The sequence below is a fragment of the Streptococcus porci DSM 23759 genome, from assembly GCF_000423765.1.
GTDB lineage: Bacteria > Bacillota > Bacilli > Lactobacillales > Streptococcaceae > Streptococcus > Streptococcus porci.
In genome coordinates, this window is sequence record NZ_KE384089.1 from 221,895 (window position 1) to 237,881 (window position 15,987).

25 protein-coding genes and 1 tRNA gene are annotated in these 15,987 nt (G+C 41.1%); all 26 read left to right on the top strand.

The genetic code is table 11. From position 1 onward, the window contains the following. Nucleotides 1-39: 39 nt before the first annotated feature. The 26 genes from G576_RS0110795 (at nt 40) to G576_RS0110945 (ending at nt 15,985) form a co-directional block, all read left to right on the top strand. Nucleotides 40-234, top strand: a complete 195-nt coding sequence (locus tag G576_RS0110795) for a helix-turn-helix domain-containing protein (protein ID WP_018165614.1) — start codon at nt 40-42, stop codon at nt 232-234. 79 nt (nt 235-313) lie between these two features. Further along, nucleotides 314-898 (top strand): hypothetical protein, encoded by a 585-nt coding sequence (locus tag G576_RS14165; protein WP_211218883.1) that lies wholly within the window; start codon nt 314-316, stop codon nt 896-898. 2 nt (nt 899-900) lie between these two features. Continuing rightward, nucleotides 901-1,041, top strand: coding sequence for a hypothetical protein (locus tag G576_RS13755; RefSeq protein ID WP_037618958.1), 141 nt, complete (start codon nt 901-903; stop codon nt 1,039-1,041). A gap of 136 nt (nt 1,042-1,177) precedes the next feature. Next, on the top strand, nt 1,178-1,351 hold the full coding sequence (locus tag G576_RS13760; RefSeq protein ID WP_169361580.1) for a hypothetical protein: 174 nt from the start codon (nt 1,178-1,180) through the stop codon (nt 1,349-1,351). Continuing rightward, a complete protein-coding gene (locus tag G576_RS0110820) occupies nt 1,338-1,571 on the top strand; it encodes a hypothetical protein (protein ID WP_027974615.1) in 234 nt (77 codons plus the stop codon). The genes G576_RS13760 and G576_RS0110820 overlap by 14 nt, the downstream gene beginning before the upstream one ends. Then, complete coding sequence (locus G576_RS0110825) at nt 1,552-2,847, top strand: AAA family ATPase (protein ID WP_027974616.1); 1,296 nt, start codon at nt 1,552-1,554, stop codon at nt 2,845-2,847. The genes G576_RS0110820 and G576_RS0110825 overlap by 20 nt, the downstream gene beginning before the upstream one ends. A 14-nt stretch (nt 2,848-2,861) precedes the next feature. Further along, nucleotides 2,862-3,956 (top strand): ATP-binding protein, encoded by a 1,095-nt coding sequence (locus G576_RS0110830; protein WP_027974617.1) that lies wholly within the window; start codon nt 2,862-2,864, stop codon nt 3,954-3,956. 64 nt (nt 3,957-4,020) lie between these two features. Beyond that, nucleotides 4,021-4,602: a hypothetical protein gene (locus G576_RS0110835; protein WP_027974618.1), complete on the top strand. Its 582-nt coding sequence runs from the start codon at nt 4,021-4,023 to the stop codon at nt 4,600-4,602. Next, nucleotides 4,602-6,185 (top strand): DEAD/DEAH box helicase, encoded by a 1,584-nt coding sequence (locus G576_RS0110840; protein WP_027974619.1) that lies wholly within the window; start codon nt 4,602-4,604, stop codon nt 6,183-6,185. The genes G576_RS0110835 and G576_RS0110840 overlap by 1 nt, the downstream gene beginning before the upstream one ends. A gap of 8 nt (nt 6,186-6,193) precedes the next feature. After that, nucleotides 6,194-8,440, top strand: coding sequence for an AAA family ATPase (locus G576_RS0110845; protein WP_027974620.1), 2,247 nt, complete (start codon nt 6,194-6,196; stop codon nt 8,438-8,440). Between the two features lie 299 nt (nt 8,441-8,739). Next, the gene (locus G576_RS0110850; RefSeq protein WP_027974621.1) at nt 8,740-8,958 is read left to right on the top strand and encodes a crAss001_48 related protein; all 219 of its coding nucleotides are present in this window, start codon (nt 8,740-8,742) and stop codon (nt 8,956-8,958) included. Then, nucleotides 8,951-9,346 carry a RusA family crossover junction endodeoxyribonuclease gene (locus G576_RS0110855; protein ID WP_027974622.1) on the top strand — a complete coding sequence of 132 codons (396 nt, stop codon included), beginning with the start codon at nt 8,951-8,953 and terminating at the stop codon, nt 9,344-9,346. The genes G576_RS0110850 and G576_RS0110855 overlap by 8 nt, the downstream gene beginning before the upstream one ends. Beyond that, nucleotides 9,343-9,567, top strand: a complete 225-nt coding sequence (locus G576_RS0110860; RefSeq protein ID WP_027974623.1) for a hypothetical protein — start codon at nt 9,343-9,345, stop codon at nt 9,565-9,567. The genes G576_RS0110855 and G576_RS0110860 overlap by 4 nt, the downstream gene beginning before the upstream one ends. Before the next feature lie 2 nt (nt 9,568-9,569). Then, a complete protein-coding gene (locus G576_RS0110865) occupies nt 9,570-9,761 on the top strand; it encodes a hypothetical protein (protein WP_027974624.1) in 192 nt (63 codons plus the stop codon). Nucleotides 9,762-9,774: 13 nt separating this feature from the next. Continuing rightward, the gene (locus G576_RS0110870) at nt 9,775-10,089 is read left to right on the top strand and encodes a DUF1372 family protein (protein WP_037618960.1); all 315 of its coding nucleotides are present in this window, start codon (nt 9,775-9,777) and stop codon (nt 10,087-10,089) included. After that, entirely contained in the window at nt 10,089-10,388 is a 300-nt protein-coding gene (locus G576_RS12790) for a DUF3310 domain-containing protein (protein WP_083960028.1), read from the top strand. Before G576_RS0110870 ends, G576_RS12790 begins: the two co-directional genes overlap by 1 nt. Beyond that, on the top strand, nt 10,381-10,677 hold the full coding sequence (locus G576_RS0110880) for a hypothetical protein (RefSeq protein ID WP_037618961.1): 297 nt from the start codon (nt 10,381-10,383) through the stop codon (nt 10,675-10,677). Before G576_RS12790 ends, G576_RS0110880 begins: the two co-directional genes overlap by 8 nt. A 12-nt stretch (nt 10,678-10,689) precedes the next feature. After that, entirely contained in the window at nt 10,690-11,190 is a 501-nt protein-coding gene (locus tag G576_RS12795) for a DUF1642 domain-containing protein (RefSeq protein WP_051178107.1), read from the top strand. A gap of 205 nt (nt 11,191-11,395) precedes the next feature. Continuing rightward, nucleotides 11,396-11,578 carry a hypothetical protein gene (locus G576_RS0110895; RefSeq protein ID WP_027974628.1) on the top strand — a complete coding sequence of 61 codons (183 nt, stop codon included), beginning with the start codon at nt 11,396-11,398 and terminating at the stop codon, nt 11,576-11,578. A gap of 130 nt (nt 11,579-11,708) precedes the next feature. Further along, nucleotides 11,709-11,846, top strand: coding sequence for a hypothetical protein (locus G576_RS13660; RefSeq protein WP_156875145.1), 138 nt, complete (start codon nt 11,709-11,711; stop codon nt 11,844-11,846). After that, nucleotides 11,840-12,196 (top strand): YopX family protein, encoded by a 357-nt coding sequence (locus G576_RS13060; RefSeq protein ID WP_051178109.1) that lies wholly within the window; start codon nt 11,840-11,842, stop codon nt 12,194-12,196. The genes G576_RS13660 and G576_RS13060 overlap by 7 nt, the downstream gene beginning before the upstream one ends. Then, nucleotides 12,189-12,407 carry a hypothetical protein gene (locus G576_RS0110920; protein ID WP_027974629.1) on the top strand — a complete coding sequence of 73 codons (219 nt, stop codon included), beginning with the start codon at nt 12,189-12,191 and terminating at the stop codon, nt 12,405-12,407. The genes G576_RS13060 and G576_RS0110920 overlap by 8 nt, the downstream gene beginning before the upstream one ends. Before the next feature lie 253 nt (nt 12,408-12,660). Then, nucleotides 12,661-13,074: a transcriptional regulator gene (locus tag G576_RS0110925; RefSeq protein ID WP_027974630.1), complete on the top strand. Its 414-nt coding sequence runs from the start codon at nt 12,661-12,663 to the stop codon at nt 13,072-13,074. A gap of 849 nt (nt 13,075-13,923) precedes the next feature. Continuing rightward, nucleotides 13,924-13,982, top strand: a tRNA-OTHER gene (locus G576_RS0110935). A 78-nt stretch (nt 13,983-14,060) separates the two neighbouring features. After that, nucleotides 14,061-14,603 (top strand): terminase small subunit, encoded by a 543-nt coding sequence (locus G576_RS12810; RefSeq protein WP_037618962.1) that lies wholly within the window; start codon nt 14,061-14,063, stop codon nt 14,601-14,603. Next, the gene (locus G576_RS0110945) at nt 14,600-15,985 is read left to right on the top strand and encodes a terminase large subunit domain-containing protein (RefSeq protein ID WP_027974632.1); all 1,386 of its coding nucleotides are present in this window, start codon (nt 14,600-14,602) and stop codon (nt 15,983-15,985) included. Before G576_RS12810 ends, G576_RS0110945 begins: the two co-directional genes overlap by 4 nt. The last annotated feature ends 2 nt before the right edge of the window (nt 15,986-15,987 follow it).

Consider the following 15,987-nt stretch of genomic DNA (forward strand, 5'->3'; position numbering starts at 1 on the left):
AAAACTAATTTTATAAATATTGATAAGGAGTAAAACAATATGTTATGGAAAAATATCGAACGAATTTTAGCTGGAAAAAATTTAACAGTCTATAAACTTTGTATGCTTGCTGGGGTCGGCACAGCTCAGATTTATAATCTTCGTGACGGCAGGGTCAAAGATTTGCACTTTGAAACAGTAAAAAAAATCGCTAAGGCTCTTGATGTGAGTCTGGACGAATTAGCAAAAAGCTAATAAAAATAGCCCCATGACAAAGGTCAGGAGCTTACAAAAATTTCTAACAAAATTATATCACAGAAAGGAATGAATGGCTATGCCAAAAGCAGAAATAAACTTTATGCCTGTTAAGAGTCATGAAAAGGCAGAGTGGGGATTAGCTGAACAAATTTCAGATAAATATGCTGGTATGACTAAGCATATGGCAAATAAACTTATCGATGAAATGGCACAAACTACTGATTTTGCACGTTTTGTTGATAGTCCATACTCGAATGTGAAATTTGTACATTTTGAAGCTTTTGAAATTTTTATGAAATGGAAAAGCAATCCAGAAGACAAAAACCTTACGAAGGACTTGTCAAAAATCAAAATACAAGAATGGAAAACTTTTTGGCCAATTGAAGTGCCATTAGATGCAGAATATTGTAGTTATAAGTCAATCGAGAAATATTGGGTTGATTTTAAAAAAGGTTTTGCCAAACAAATTGCTACAGAAATGCGAGAAAATCGTGATTTTTCACAGTACATCTTAAATCCTACACATAAAACAGCATTTTTTAATTTGCTAGGTTTACGTTATTTTATGATTTGGAAATCTCGCAATCGATATAGACCTAAAAAAGAGACTTTGGCTGAAATGCTTGAAAATATCAAACGAGAAAAACAACTAGGAGTATAAGAATGTTTAACAAAAAGAAAAAATTGCAAAAGTCATTTAAGACGATTAACAAGCACATTGATAGCTTGACGCTATCAGATGAGGAAAAGCGAAATCTAAAGGGGTTGCTTCGCAATGTCAAAGTCAGGACTGAGGTGGCGTGATGGAAGGTAGAGTAGAAATTTCGATGGAAGAGTATGTCTTACTCAGAAATAAAGTCAATCAGCTGCAAAGCGAAAATCACAGACTACAAACTATTGTAGATTCCATCAATTTGGTATTGCAAAATGGAGGTATCAAATGAGCAAGGAAATGCAAGAACATTATTTTAGTATAGTTGCTAAAGCTAACTTACTGGATGTAGTTATCGAAAAAGGCTTTATCTTACCTGCAACGTTGGAAAAGTGTATCGCAGAACTAGATGAAGTTGATCAGATGGAAATTAGAAAGGTGTTGAATAATGAGAATAACTAAACAACGTAAAGATGGTTATGGACGCATTGGTTGCGCTATGGAATATGAAAATGAAATCACTGAAATCGCTGATAAAACAGGAATGACTAAAACGGCTATTGTTAATGCTTTATTAGGATTCGCTCTTGCTCATAGCGAGTTAATTGTTGAAGAGCGAACAATTGAAGTGCATTCATTCAAGATTGGGGAGGAAATGTTTGATGAGTATAACAATCAATAAACTTGAATTTGAAAACGTCAAGCGCATCAAAGCGGTTAAAATCGAACCATCCACAACTGGCCTAACCATCGTCGGTGGAAATAACAATCAAGGTAAAACAAGCGTACTGGACGCTATTGCTTGGGCGCTGGGCGGTAATAAGTATAAACCTAGCCAAGCGATGCGTGAAGGGTCACTGGTACCGCCTACGCTTAAAATTACCATGTCAAATGGTCTTGTCGTAGAGCGTAAGGGTAAGAATGCTAGTTTGAAGGTTATTGACCCTAACGGTCAAAAAGGCGGTCAGCAGTTGCTTGATAGCTTTGTGGAAGAACTAGCTATCAATCTTCCTAAGTTCATGGAAAGTACCCCAAAGGAAAAGGCAGATACACTCTTGCAGATTATCGGTCTTGGTGATGTGTTAGCAGAGCTGGAAATCAAAGAGAAAGAACTCTATAACCAGCGTCACGCTATCGGTGTTATTGCAGACCAAAAGGAAAAGTTTGCCAAAGAAATGACTTACTATCCTGATGCGCCAAAAGAGCTAGTATCTATCACAGAGCTTATCCAACAACAACAAGCAATCCTTGCCAAAAATGGCGAAAATGCCCGTAAGCGTCAAAATGTGACAATTATTCAGCAGAATTATGACTTTAAGCTAGCGGAAGTTGAGCGTTTGAAACAACAGCTACAACAAGCGCAGGAACAATTGAAAGAATTATCCAATGATCTACAAATCGCTCAAGCTGATGCTTTGGATTTACATGATGAAAATACTGAAGAAATTGAAGCAAGTATTGCAGCAATCGATGAGACTAACCGTAAAGTTCGTGCTAACCTTGATAAGGATAAGGCAGAAGAAGATGCTAAGGCTCAACGTGAACAATATACAAAACTATCTACTGAGATTGAAGCAGTACGAAAAGAAAAACGTGACCTATTAACCTCAGCAGACTTGCCGCTCGAAGGCTTGTCAGTTGATGATGGAAAACTACTTTATCTTGGCCAAGAATGGGATAACATGTCGGGATCTCAACAGCTCATGGTAGCTACTGCGATTGTCCGTAAGCTAAAACCAGATTGTGGCTTTGTTTTGATTGATAAGCTAGAGCAGATGGATCAAATCACATTAAAAGAATTTGGGGCATGGCTGGAACAAGAAGGACTTCAAGCAATTGCTACTAGAGTTTCTACTGGTGAAGAGTGCGCGATAATTATCGAGGACGGCTACTCTGTGGAAAATCCAGAACATCATGAAGAACATAAACCAGCACCAACTTGGCAGGGCGGATTTTAGAAAGGAATTAACACATGCAAATTACAAGAGGGAAACGAGCACGGGCTCAACGTGTGGTCATCTATGGACCAGAGGGAATTGGTAAGTCTAGCTTTGCAGCTCAATTTCCAGAACCGCTATTTATCGATACGGAAGGGTCAACGGACAATATGGACGTGGCACGGTTGGATAAGCCAACAAGCTACACGATGCTAAAAAATCAGATTGCTTTTGTAAAAGCTAATCCAACTGTCTGCAAGACATTAGTCATTGATACGATTGACTGGGCGGAAAGTCTTATTGTTGATGATGTCTGCGCTCAACACGGTAAAAAGGGTATCGAAGACTTTGGATGGGGAAATGGCTATACTTACACAAAAGAAGAAGTAGGTCGATTCCTCAACATGTTACAGGAACTCATTGAGTTAGGCATTAACATTGTGCTAACGGCTCACGCTCAGATGCGTAAGTTTGAGCAACCGGACGAAATGGGAGCTTACGACCGCTGGGAATTAAAACTTGGTAAAAAAACAAGTTCTCAGACAGCTCCTTTGGTCAAAGAATGGGCTGACATGGTTCTATTTGCCAACTACAAAACAGTAGTTATGACATCGGATACCAAGAAGAAAAAGGCTACTGGTGGCCAACGAGTGCTTTACACCGAACACCACCCAGCGTGGGACGCAAAGAATCGTCATGGATTGCCGAGTGAGGTGCCTTTAGACTATGCAGTAATCGCACATCTATTTGCACAAGTACCAACTCAGCCAGTGCCACAAACGCTAACAGTACAGGAAACTCCTGCATCACAACCCGCACATGAACCCGTACATGAGCAACAAGTGGAAAAAGCACCAGAACAACCACCTATGCAACCGACATCTGCGCCGGTAGCCTACCCACCAAGTATGCCAAAAGCATTGACTGACTTGATGTCGGCAGAGCAGGTTACACCGGATGAACTTGTGGCAGTAGCAAACATCCGAGGACACTTCCCACCACTGACTCCTATCGAAAACTTCCCGTCAGACTACTGGAATATGATCATCGCCAACTGGGGAGCAACATTGGAAGTGATTAAAAACCAAGTGCGTACTGTCGAGCCACCCTTTACAGTGGAGGGGGCGTAGGTTTTGGGAATTAGAAGCAATTAGTAGATTTAATAAAAACTTTATAAATTAAGGAGAAAACAACATGACACAGCAATATAACAATAACTTCGACCGCGAACTTGGATGGGATGATGAAATTACCCAAGATGCTGCCCCGTTTATTACTTTGGCGCCAGGAGACTACGTTTTCACGGTTACTGGTTTTGAGCGTGCGCGACACACGCCTAATCCACAAAATCCGGGTAAATTACCAGCGTGTAATAAGGCAATCATTTCCATTGAAATTGAAACGGAAGAAGGGATTGCCTCTCTTAAACATAATCTTTTCCTTCACACTTCGACAGAAGGAATGCTATCAGCTTTCTTTGGGGCTATTGGACAGAAAAAACACGGTGAACCTCTGCGAATGAATTGGAACGCAGTTCCAGGTGCAAAAGGCGTTTGTCGTGTAAGCAATCGAACTTACAACGATAATGTCTACAATGATGTTAAAAATATGATTTATGCAGATGAAGTAGATTGGTCGAAAGTATTAAATGCTAGTCAGCAACCAACGCAACAATCTTACCAAGCCCCTAGTCAGCCAGCTCCACAGCAGTCATATCAACAACCAACGCAACCACAACCACAACAACCTGCACAGGGTAACTGGAGAGGATTCTAATGCAGCTTAGACCGTATCAAGAAGAAGCACGGTCAAAAGTACAACAAGAGTGGGAAGAAGGCAGGAAGCGAACACTTCTTGTCTTGCCTACTGGTTGTGGGAAAACTATTGTTTTTTCAAAAATTATTGAAGACCGTGTCAGACGTGGGGAGCGTGTCCTGGTATTGGCCCATAGGTCTGAATTACTCGAACAAGCTAGTGATAAACTGAAAACCGCAACAGGATTGGGTACAGCTTTAGAAAAAGCGGAGAACACCTCTATTGGTTCCTGGTATCGTGTAGTAGTTGGTTCGGTCCAAACTTTGCAACGCGAGAAAAGGCTTAGCCAGTTTCCACCTAACTACTTTGACACTATCGTTATTGACGAAGCCCACCACGCTATATCAGACGGTTATCAAAGAGTACTGCAACACTTTGAAGAGTCTAACGTGCTGGGCGTTACTGCAACACCCGACCGTGGCGACAAGCAGAACCTAGGAAAATATTTTGATAGTTTAGCTTATGAATATTCACTGGTAGATGCTATCAAGTCAGGTTACTTATCTAAAATCACAGCAGTTACAATACCTTTGACTTTGGACTTATCAAGCGTCAGTCAGCAGGCAGGAGATTTTAAAGCTAGTGAAATTGGAACAGCCTTAGATCCTTATCTGGAGCAGATTGCTGATGAAATGGTAAAACAGTGTGCTGACCGTAAGACAGTGGTATTCTTGCCACTGGTAAAGACATCGCAGAAGTTCCGTGACATTCTAAATGCTAAAGGTTTTAGAGCTGCAGAAGTCAACGGTGAATCTAAAGACCGTGCAGAAATCTTAGAAGACTTTGACAAGGACAAATACAACGTTCTTTGTAACTCTATGCTTTTGACAGAGGGCTGGGATTGCCCAACAGTTGATTGTGTGGTAGTTCTTAGACCGACAAAAGTCAGAGCGCTATATAGCCAAATGGTGGGACGTGGGACACGTTTAGCACCAGGTAAGGAAAATCTATTATTGCTTGATTTTCTATGGCACACTGAACGCCATGAACTATGCAGACCTGCTCACCTAATCGCTGGCAGTCCAGAAGTGGCACAAAAGATGGTCGAGAACATGACTGAGGAAACAGAGGTAGCATTTGAACTCATCGAAGCCGAAGAGGTTGCTGCTAAAGATGTCATCGCAGAACGTGAAGAGGCACTGGCTAAACAACTTGCAGAAATGCGTAAGCGTAAACGTGCTTTGGTTGACCCTCTGCAGTTTGAAATGTCTATCAATGCAGAGGACTTAGTAGACTATGTCCCTGAATTTGGTTGGGAAATGGCACCAGCAAGCGACAAGCAATTAAAAGCACTTGAAAAGTTCGGTATCTTTACTGATGAGATTGGCAACGCTGGAAAAGCTACTAAGTTGCTGGATAGACTGTCTAAACGTCGTGATGCAGGATTGACTACACCTAAACAAATCAGACTACTGGAGCGTTATGGTTTCCAACATGTAGGTATGTGGAAGTTTGAGAGTGCAAAAAATATGATTGATCGTATCGCAGGAGCTGGTTGGAGATTACCTCGTGGCATTGTAGCTAGAGAATTTCAGCCGGAATAGGAGAATAAATGACAGAACGAGAATTTGACCTCATCCCATTACTAGATTACATTGACCCGTCTGTCCTGTCTTATCAGGAATGGGTCAATGTCGGTATGGCTTTAAAACAGGAAGGCTATACTGCTATGGATTGGGATACTTGGTCACAAGCAGATAAGCGTTACAAAAAAGGCGAGTGTTTTGCCAAATGGGACACCTTCCAAGGAAATGGTCTCGGTACTGTTACTGGGGCAACTATCACACAGATGGCCAAGGATAATGGCTGGACATCAGATTTTAAAATGAGCGATGATGCTCATGAGTTGGGTTGGAATGACACCATTGACCGTGATTATAAAATTGTTGATAAAAACTGGGTTGAGTCCAAGGAAATCCAAGAGCCTCATAACTGGCAACCTGTTCAAGACCTTATCCGTTACTTAGAGACCCTTTTTGATTCCACAGACTTAGTAGGCTATGTAACTTCTACGTATCCGATTGAAACAGATAACGGAACCATATATAAACCTACTCAAGGAAATTATGACCGCACTGCTGGAGAGCTTATCCAAGCCTTGCAGAAAAACGGTAACGACATCGGAGCAGTCTTTGGTGACTACAAAGAAGAAGCTGGTGCATGGATTCGGTTTAACCCTTTGGACGGAAAAGGAGTCAAGAACGATAACGTGACAGACTTCCGCTATGCCTTAGTTGAGTCTGACAGCATGGACCTTGGTAAGCAATATGCTTTATTTAAAGAATTAGAGTTACCAATTGCTACGTTGGTACATTCAGGTAAAAAATCTCTACATGCTATCGTCAAAGTAGATGCTAGAGACTATCAGGAATACCGTAAGCGTGTGGATTACATCTATCAAATCTGCAAAAAGAATGGACTTGATATTGATACCCAAAACCGTAATCCTAGCCGTTTATCACGGATGCCTGGTGTTACTAGAAACGGACATAAGCAGTTTTTGATTGATACTGACCTAGGTAAATCTAGCTATGAAGAATGGTATCAATGGGTAGAAGACCTTAACGATGATTTACCTGATCCAGAAACGCTAGCTGATGAATGGGATAATATGCCAGAGCTTGCTCCTGAGTTAATCAAAGGAGTTCTTAGACAAGGACATAAGATGTTGATTGCTGGACCATCTAAAGCTGGTAAATCCTTTGCTTTGATTGAGCTATCCATAGCGATAGCAGAAGGTCAGAAATGGCTAGGGTGGCAGTGTGAACAAGGAAAAGTATTATACGTCAATCTGGAGCTAGATAGACCATCAGCCCTACACCGTTTCAAGGATGTTTATAACGCTATGGGGTTACAACCTAGCAATGTGGCAAATATTGACATCTGGAATCTACGCGGGAAGACCGTGCCGATGGATAAGCTAGCGCCAAAACTAATCAGACGGTCACTTAAGAAGAATTACCAAGCTGTTATCATTGATCCGATTTACAAGGTCTTAACGGGCGACGAAAACTCAGCAGACCAGATGGCTCACTTTACCAATCAGTTTGATAAGGTAGCTACTGAGCTTGGTTGTAGTGTCATTTACTGTCACCACCACTCGAAAGGGGCTCAAGGTGGTAAGAAGTCCATGGACCGTGCAAGTGGTTCAGGGGTGTTTGCTCGTGATCCAGATGCGTTGATTGACCTAGTAGAACTTGAGCTGACTGAAGAACTTATCAAGGCACGGTCAGAAAAAGCAGCAGCTAAGATTTACCAACAGGCTTTGCAGGAAAAAGCCTTGGACTACTACCAGCACGAAGTCACTCTTGATGACTTAGAAAGTCGTTATCAAATGCAACAGCATTTTGACAAAGCTATTAAGGACATCATGGTAAAACAGCCATACCTGGAAGCAGTCAAGAAAGCTCAGCATGAAGTGGAGATTGCGACAGCTTGGCGAGTGGAAGGTACGCTACGTGAGTTTGCGAAGTTCCAACCAGTTAATATGTGGTTCAGTTATCCGAAGCACGAAGCCGATACAACAGGTGTGCTGGCTGATATTCAGTTGGAGGAAAGTAAACCGAACTGGCAGAAGGCGAAAGAAAGTAGGAAATCTAAGAAAGAAAAATCAGAAGAACGTAAGCAAAAAATAGATACTGCTTACAGCGCTCTATTTGATGGATTAACACCAGTATCAATTTCTGAATTACAGGAATATTTAGATGTTTCAAGTGAAAAAACAGTTCGAAATTACTTAAAAGAACATGGTGGATTTGATGTCAAAAACGGAATTGTCTACCAAAAAAAGAAAGAATAGGGAAAGAAAAAAACAGGAAATTTTCCCTGTAAAAAACATGAAAAGTTGTGTTATTTTCCCTTTCTAAATCCTGTAAAAAACATAAAATTTCTTTTTTTCTAAATCCTGTAAAAAACATAAATTCTATATCTTTTTCCGGAAAAAGAAAGGGTACAACTACTAAAGTAGTTGTTAAGATGTTTTTCCTTCGTCAAAAGTCAAAGAGAAAAGGAAAAGGGGCTGTAAGTCCTGCCCCTTTATCCTTTGTCTCATCTTTGACAAAGGCGCACATAAAAACAAAAAATGAAAGAAGGTAAAAAATGAAACCACACCAACAAAGAATGATTGATGAATATAAACAGTTAAAAGAACGTGCTGAAAAATTAGGAGTACTTCTTGGTAAAGCAGCAATTGATGAACTTGAATTTAGGCTTTCTTGTCCAATTGAGTTGTTACAAGCTCAGTGGCACGCTATGGGAGCGTACCTAAAAATCTTGGAAGAACGAGCAAAGTTTGAAGGGATTGATTTAGATGATTGAATTTTTCTTGCCAATGGAGAAAATCCCAACGACAACTCACCAGCAGAAAAAAGTGACCGTCAGAAATGGCAAGCCACACTTCTACGAACCTGAAAGTTTGAAGAATGCCAGAGATAAATTTACAAGTCTTTTAGCCCAATATGTGCCGCCTGATAAAATTGACGGACCAATCAGACTGACAGTCAAGTGGTTATTTCCAAAAATTAAAGGAAGCACCAACGGGCAGTACAAAACGACTAAGCCAGATACTGACAACTTGCAAAAGTTACTTAAGGACTGCATGACTGAACTTGGCTACTGGAATGATGATGCCCAGGTAGCCAGTGAGATTGCTGAGAAATTTTGGGCGGATACAGTTGGTATTTATGTAAAGGTGGAACGGCTATGAAAATTAACTACATAGAATTCTTTGAAGTAGAAGTCCCAAACTGGATGCGGGCCAGTAACCAAAAAATGCAGGAAGTTGGTTTTGGTAGTCTAGCTTACTGGCAGTGGGCTAACCAATCTATTGTTGCTATCTGTGAGAAATACGGAAATGATAGTCTAGTCAATAGTCAGTTTCACCTCATCTGGGAATGGTTGGAAGAAAAAACTAACGAGGGGAAATAGCAATGGTATATCGTAAGAAAGAATACGCTCTTTACAAGGGCGATAAGTTGATTGGGATTGGTACGCAGGACGAGTTAGCTGCTCTTATCGGTGTTAAGTCTAAAACGATACATTATTACGGCACACCAACATATCAAAAAAGGACTAATCCAGCAAAAGCTAAGAGATTAGTTAGGTTGGACGATGAGACGTAGTAGGGGGCAACTAATGGAAAATAATTTTTTAGAGAAAGTTCGACTGATTATCAATCATTGGATTTTATTTTCGATTGTAATCACACCAGCGCTCATCGTTTGGAAAATGGATCAACTAGAAGCTAAGATTACTCAGCCCATCATCATCTACCAAGTGGACAATTCAGGTGGTCTGATGACCGGCAAAATAACAGACAAGGAGATTATAGACGGACGCTACACGGTCACGGTTGAGGCTTATGGTAAGTTTCTGGTGACAAAAGAGCAGTATGAGGAAATCGAAATCGGGCAGGAAATGCCAGAGTATTTGAAAGGACGGGGGAGTTGATGACACATTGTGATTTTACGACTAAGCGATTGAATATGCCAACTGTGGAAGGTCAGTTTACAGGGTTTAGAGTTGTGCATGATAACGTTAACAATCCAAGCCATTATCAAGGCAACTATGGCATGGAATCGATTGACGTGCTTAGAAACTTCATGACACCAGAACAGCTTAAAGGTTTCCATCTCGGAAATGCTTTGAAGTATCAGCTACGTTATCAAAAGAAAAACGGTCTGGAAGACCTGAAAAAAGCAAGAAAGAATCTTGATTGGTTGATTGGGTTGGAAGAAGCAGATGAATAAAATGAGCACAAGAGAACAATTACTGGCATTATTGTTTGTATTACCATTAAGCTTTATCTTATCGGGATTGGTAATACAATATGGATGGAATAACATCTTAACAACTTTAGACGGAGTCCCAAGTATAACACTAGCACAAGCGATAGGCCTTGATATACTGGTCAGCTATATTATTGTTAGCGGTGGACGAAAGGAAAATGATTATGACTTTGGCGAATTATTGTCAAAAGTAATCGGTACACCTATTTTTACATTCGTTCTACTTTGGATTGTCACACTATTTTTGTAGAGAGGGAAACAGATGAACACACAGGAAGCGATTAAAAAAATAAAACAATTGCCATTAATTAATTACTCGTCGACGGAATTCGTCGAAGAAATTATCGACATCGTTAATCAAATCGACCAGCCGCAGAAGGTTGTGGTGCCTGCATTTATTGATAGCTATATCCGATATGCAAAAGTCGAAGGCATGTCATTATTTATTGCAATGGATAATGCTCAAAATAAAGAATCAGAGTGGATCATTAATAACCAAGAAACCTTCGCCCGTGCCTGGCTCTTCGGCTACGAGGTTGAGCAGGAGAAGTTGTATACGGTTGAGATACCGAATCCGCATGCAACCCATGACGATGTGTATATTTTAGGGAGAACCCTATCAGGAAGTATTGCTATTTGGCGTTCCGTAGGACGGAATGGTAATAAAAATTATGATAGCGATTTTCAACTCACTGAATCCGAAATCAAACAGGATTTTGAGTGGGCGTGGCAGTTTGCGAAAGAGGTGGAGGAAGATAAATGAATACAAATTTCAGGCAATGTGAATGCGGATGTGACCTTTTCGCAATAAAACAGAATGTTTCTGGGTTTAGTTACTTTGTTGTCGGAAGTTTTGGGGAAGAAGCTGACAATAGTGGGATGTGTGACCATCTTTCTTTTAAAAAATCTTGGAAGTATTTTCGGTGCGTAGATTGCGGTAGAAGAGCTAATCCTGCGGAGGTGGAGTGATGAGCTTTGAGGATAGATTAGCTGAGTTTCGCAGACAGCTTATTTCTGGGGCCATATATAGCCGTCTTCCAGGAAAAAATGAGGAGACACTGGCCATGATTAGCCTGTACCGTTTCGGGTCATCTAACGCTAGACTAGAAGCCAAAAGATGGCTACAAAAGGTAATGGAAGGGGTGGAGTGATGAAAAATTTAAGTTCCTACATGCTGTCGGTTCGAAGAGGTCCAGATGGAGTGATGTGGAGAGAAACAGACTACCACAAGCAGAAAGAGCTTGAAAAGAAGAATCCAATATTTAAGCGAGGAGGCAGAAAATGATACCGAAAATTGAGACCTGTGAAGAATGCGGACGCAAGTACAAAGAGGGCACAATGGACTATGGCAATATCTTTCAGACAGGGTATTGTGGCGATTGTTTGGTTGAACGTGTAGAAAGAGGAGAAGAATGGTAGTACCGAAGTTTAGGGCATTTTACGAAGGTAAAATGTATGAAGTTAAAGCTGTGATTTGGACCAGTCGCGGATTGTACGTGACGTTGGACGAAGGCAACAAGGCTGGCAGACGTGTACGTGGAGCGAAACTCATGCGATCCACAGGGCTGTTTGATAAAAACGGCAAGGAGATTTTTGAGGGGGATATTGTTAGAATGCACTCAGGAGAGCTTTTACCAGTAAAGCTGCACCACGGCATGTTCGAGCCCGTTTGCTATTACGCCAGCCGTGCCTTTGGAAGGGTTGGGAATGTTTTTGAAAACCCTGAGTTGTTAGAACATCCAGATTTTAGGGAGGAAATCAATGACTGAAAAACTAGGCGTGCTACTGGTCGATGTGCCAGAGCCGAAGCTATTTTGCTATATGTTCATAGTGGATGTAGGCATATGTGGGAAGTCCATTTACACAACAACCGAATCGAATGTGTGGGAAGATGTAATATACCAAGCTTACAAATGCACTCAAGAAGAAGCAAAAAAATACCCACAATTCCGATGGGTAGCGTTGGAGGAGTTAGAATAACTAGCCCAAGCTTGCCAGATTGTCGCAGGTCTGGTAAGCATTACAGCCTAAATAAATAGAAAGTAGGATTTCCCTTTTTTAGTTGTTTAGTAAATCTAACGCGATTGATGGGCTGGTCGTTATTAAATAAGGCAGCACCAAAAATAAATAAAGATTGATACACGCTGAGTCGCTGCCTCTCAGCAAAAAAAGCCAGCCTGCGCTAGCTCCTTTGTTATGTTATGCAAACCTATTATACCACAAAGGAGTTAATATGAACAAACTGTCGGATGTAGAATTGCGAGCACTTGACGCGAAACTTTTTGATTATCAGCAGATAGACAGAAAAATTGCTATTCGTAAACTGGAAATTCAAACGGAAACGTCCAATGACTGCAACGTTGGTGGGGGACGACCTAACATCGTTTCTAAGCCAACAGAATCCCTTGTGGCGCGCTGGTCTAGTGACGTAAGGATAAACGGGCTAGAGCAGTTTAGGAAAGCCGTAGAAGCCACGCTAGAGGCCTTAGACGACGAGTTAAAGAGAATCTTTTATCTGCGCTGGTCTAGAAGCTCTGTCAATAGCTGGGAAGAAATTGCGGATATGCTACATGTGTCTCGCAAGAGTATCTACCGAAAGAGGGAACGAATCTTAACGATTTTTGCAGATTTTAGGGGAGATTTGTAAAGTTGACACAAAAAAGTGTATAAGTGTCACGATTTTAATGTTAAATTGGTACCATCAAGATATCAGGAAGAAACATAATTTAAAATTTGCGTCAAATATTTTTTTGATGAACACTATATTTTCAGTCGAACCTGATATTAGAGAGGGCTTAGCCTAGATAATCTGTGGTGACACAGGAAAACTAAGATTATGGCATATCAATCTTAGTGCCAGAAATGGTCAATCTAAGCAATACAATTCTTGTGCCATTCGGTGGGTGGCAACGTATGAAGTCAAAGAGTTTTGCCAAGAGCCAATCGGTGATGGGCTACGTCAGTAGTGCTTGAGACGAATATGGAGAATGAAGAAGGTGTCAAAGTTCAAGAGTCGCGTCAAGAGCGGGCACCATGTTACATGTTGATGGGTTGAATACCCGTGGATATGTAACGAGCCGGAAGGTTGCTAGCCAGAGGGTAATAATAGGCGTTGCGCATTTTGTTTCTCAAAAGGAAACGAAACGCATGGCGATGCACGTCTATGATATGCTGACAATACATAGAGCTTATTATGTTTGGAATAAAAATATTGTTTTAAAGCGAAAGACATCGCCCGTTGCAAGTGAAAGTGTACTTCGGTAGCTAGGCTACCCACTCGAATCTCGCAAGGAGGAGAGTGAAGTCGAAGAGTAAAGCAGCTTAGACCTTTAGCGGGGTTTTCGTTAATTGAAAAACGGCTTAGTAGTTTGTGACGTAAGGAGTGGTTGGTCTAACCAACCGTGCATGATTGTTACTGGGAGGGATTCTAGTGGATAAGCGACTAACTCATAAGGTTGCGAAAGACAATCAATAAGACGTGTAATCTCAGCGTTTGGGGAATGTAGCTCAGTTGGTAGAGCTTGTATGTCGCAGGTTCGAATCCTGCTGTTCCCGTTAACAGACCGACATCAATGTCGGTCAGCAAAGTCACACAAACGTGTGGCTTTTTAATTTTGATTGGAGGTGATGACCATGAATGACAGAGAAAAACAAGCCATAAATGAATTAAAACAGTTAGCAAATGATTTGATGTCAGATTGGCCAGCCTCCCGAAACAGGCAGAAGTCTTTTGTCCTCGCTTACATGGCTAACGGATTTCAGAACGCTACGCAGGCAGCAAAAGAAGCTGGGTTTAGCGAGAAAAACGCAAATAAACAGAGTAGTAATATGTTAGCTGGTATAGACAAGTATAGACATATTCCGCCAGTTATTGAAAAGCTAGAAAAGGCTTATCATAGCAGACTTGAAGAACTATCAATCATGACTGCAACAGAGTTAATGCAGTATTGGTCAAAAGGCGCGAGGGGAGAATTGCAAGATTATGCTCTTGTTGGTCTAGGTCAAGGCGAACAGGAAATCCGAGAAATTCCAATGGATCAAAAGACTAGACTAGCATTTTCTCAGACACTTGCCCGGTCGCTTGGTGTTGATAAACAGAAGATTGAGGTTGACGCTAACGTGACAACAAATAAATTAGATGGCATATTAGCTCAGTTAGAAGATGATAGCTCATGAGTGATTTGATTTTGTCTGATAAATACAAGGTGTTTCTAAAGCACCAAGCACAAGCTGAGGCTTTAGAGGGCACTACTGCTGCAGGAAAAACGACAGTTGGCGCTTTTAAGTTTATGTTAAAGGTCGCGCAGTCTGATAAAAAGTTGCATTTTATTGCTTCTAAAACCGTGGGGGACGCTGAAAAAAACATTATTAATTCTGACTTGGGGATTATTGATATTTTTGGCGAGTATGTTAGTTACCGAGGAAATGGGGACGCTAATTACAAAATTCCTCATCTCAAATATACGACAAGCAAGGGAGAACGCGTTATTTTCATTTTGGGCTATGGTAGCAGGGACAAATGGGAAAAAGCTCTTGGTTCGCAATTCGGCTGTGGCTACATTGACGAGATTAATACTGCTGACATTGACTTTGTGCAAGAGTCGACAATGCGTTGCGATTACTGGATGTGCACAATGAACCCTGACGACCCAAGCCTGCCGGTGTATAGCGGGTATATTAACCGTTTCAGGCCCCTTGAAAGATACGAAAATGACACACCACCAGAAATACAATCTGAGCTTTCTACGGCGCTCCCTAGATCAAATTGGACGTATTGGTTTTTTAATTTCGATCATAACGCAGGATTATCAAACAAAAAGAAAGAACAGATTAAGAGCACGGTAGCACCGGGGACTAAGCTTTATAAAAATAAAATACTTGGTCTTAGAGGTCGTTCGGAAGGTCTGGTGTTCTCAATTTATCAACCGGCTAGAAACGTCATTACTGAAGCAGCTGCAAGGAAAATGACATTTGTTAAGTATTCTTGTGGCGTAGATACGTCGTATTCGCAAAAGTCTGAGGATACGATTTCCTTTATTTATCAAGGGTTATCATCTGATGGCAAATTAGTTGTGCTGGAAGAACGTGTGTACAACAACAAGGATTTTACTGACAAAACAATTTCACCAAGCGATGTGGCAGAAAAGTTACATCGCTTTTTAGATTATTGCAAAGACAAGTGGGGGTTTGGCCGAACTGTGTACGTAGATAATGCAGACCAAGCTACTATCACAGAGCTGAATAAATACAAACGACAGCATGGGCTTGTGTACGAGTTTATGAACGCAGTCAAGACAGTTAAAATCATTGATCGTATTACTTTGCAGATTGGTTGGATGAAAGATGGAAATTATTTGATTGTAGATCATTGTAAAGAACACATCAGAGAGATTGAATCTTATTCGTGGCAGGAAGATAAGGATATGCCAGAGGATAGGAATGACCATACGATTAACGCTAGTCAGTATGGCTGGATTCCACATAGGGCGAAGATTGGCAAGCCAATACAGGCTAATAATAACGATTATAGGGCCCTTGTGGCTGGATTGAGAGGATAGGA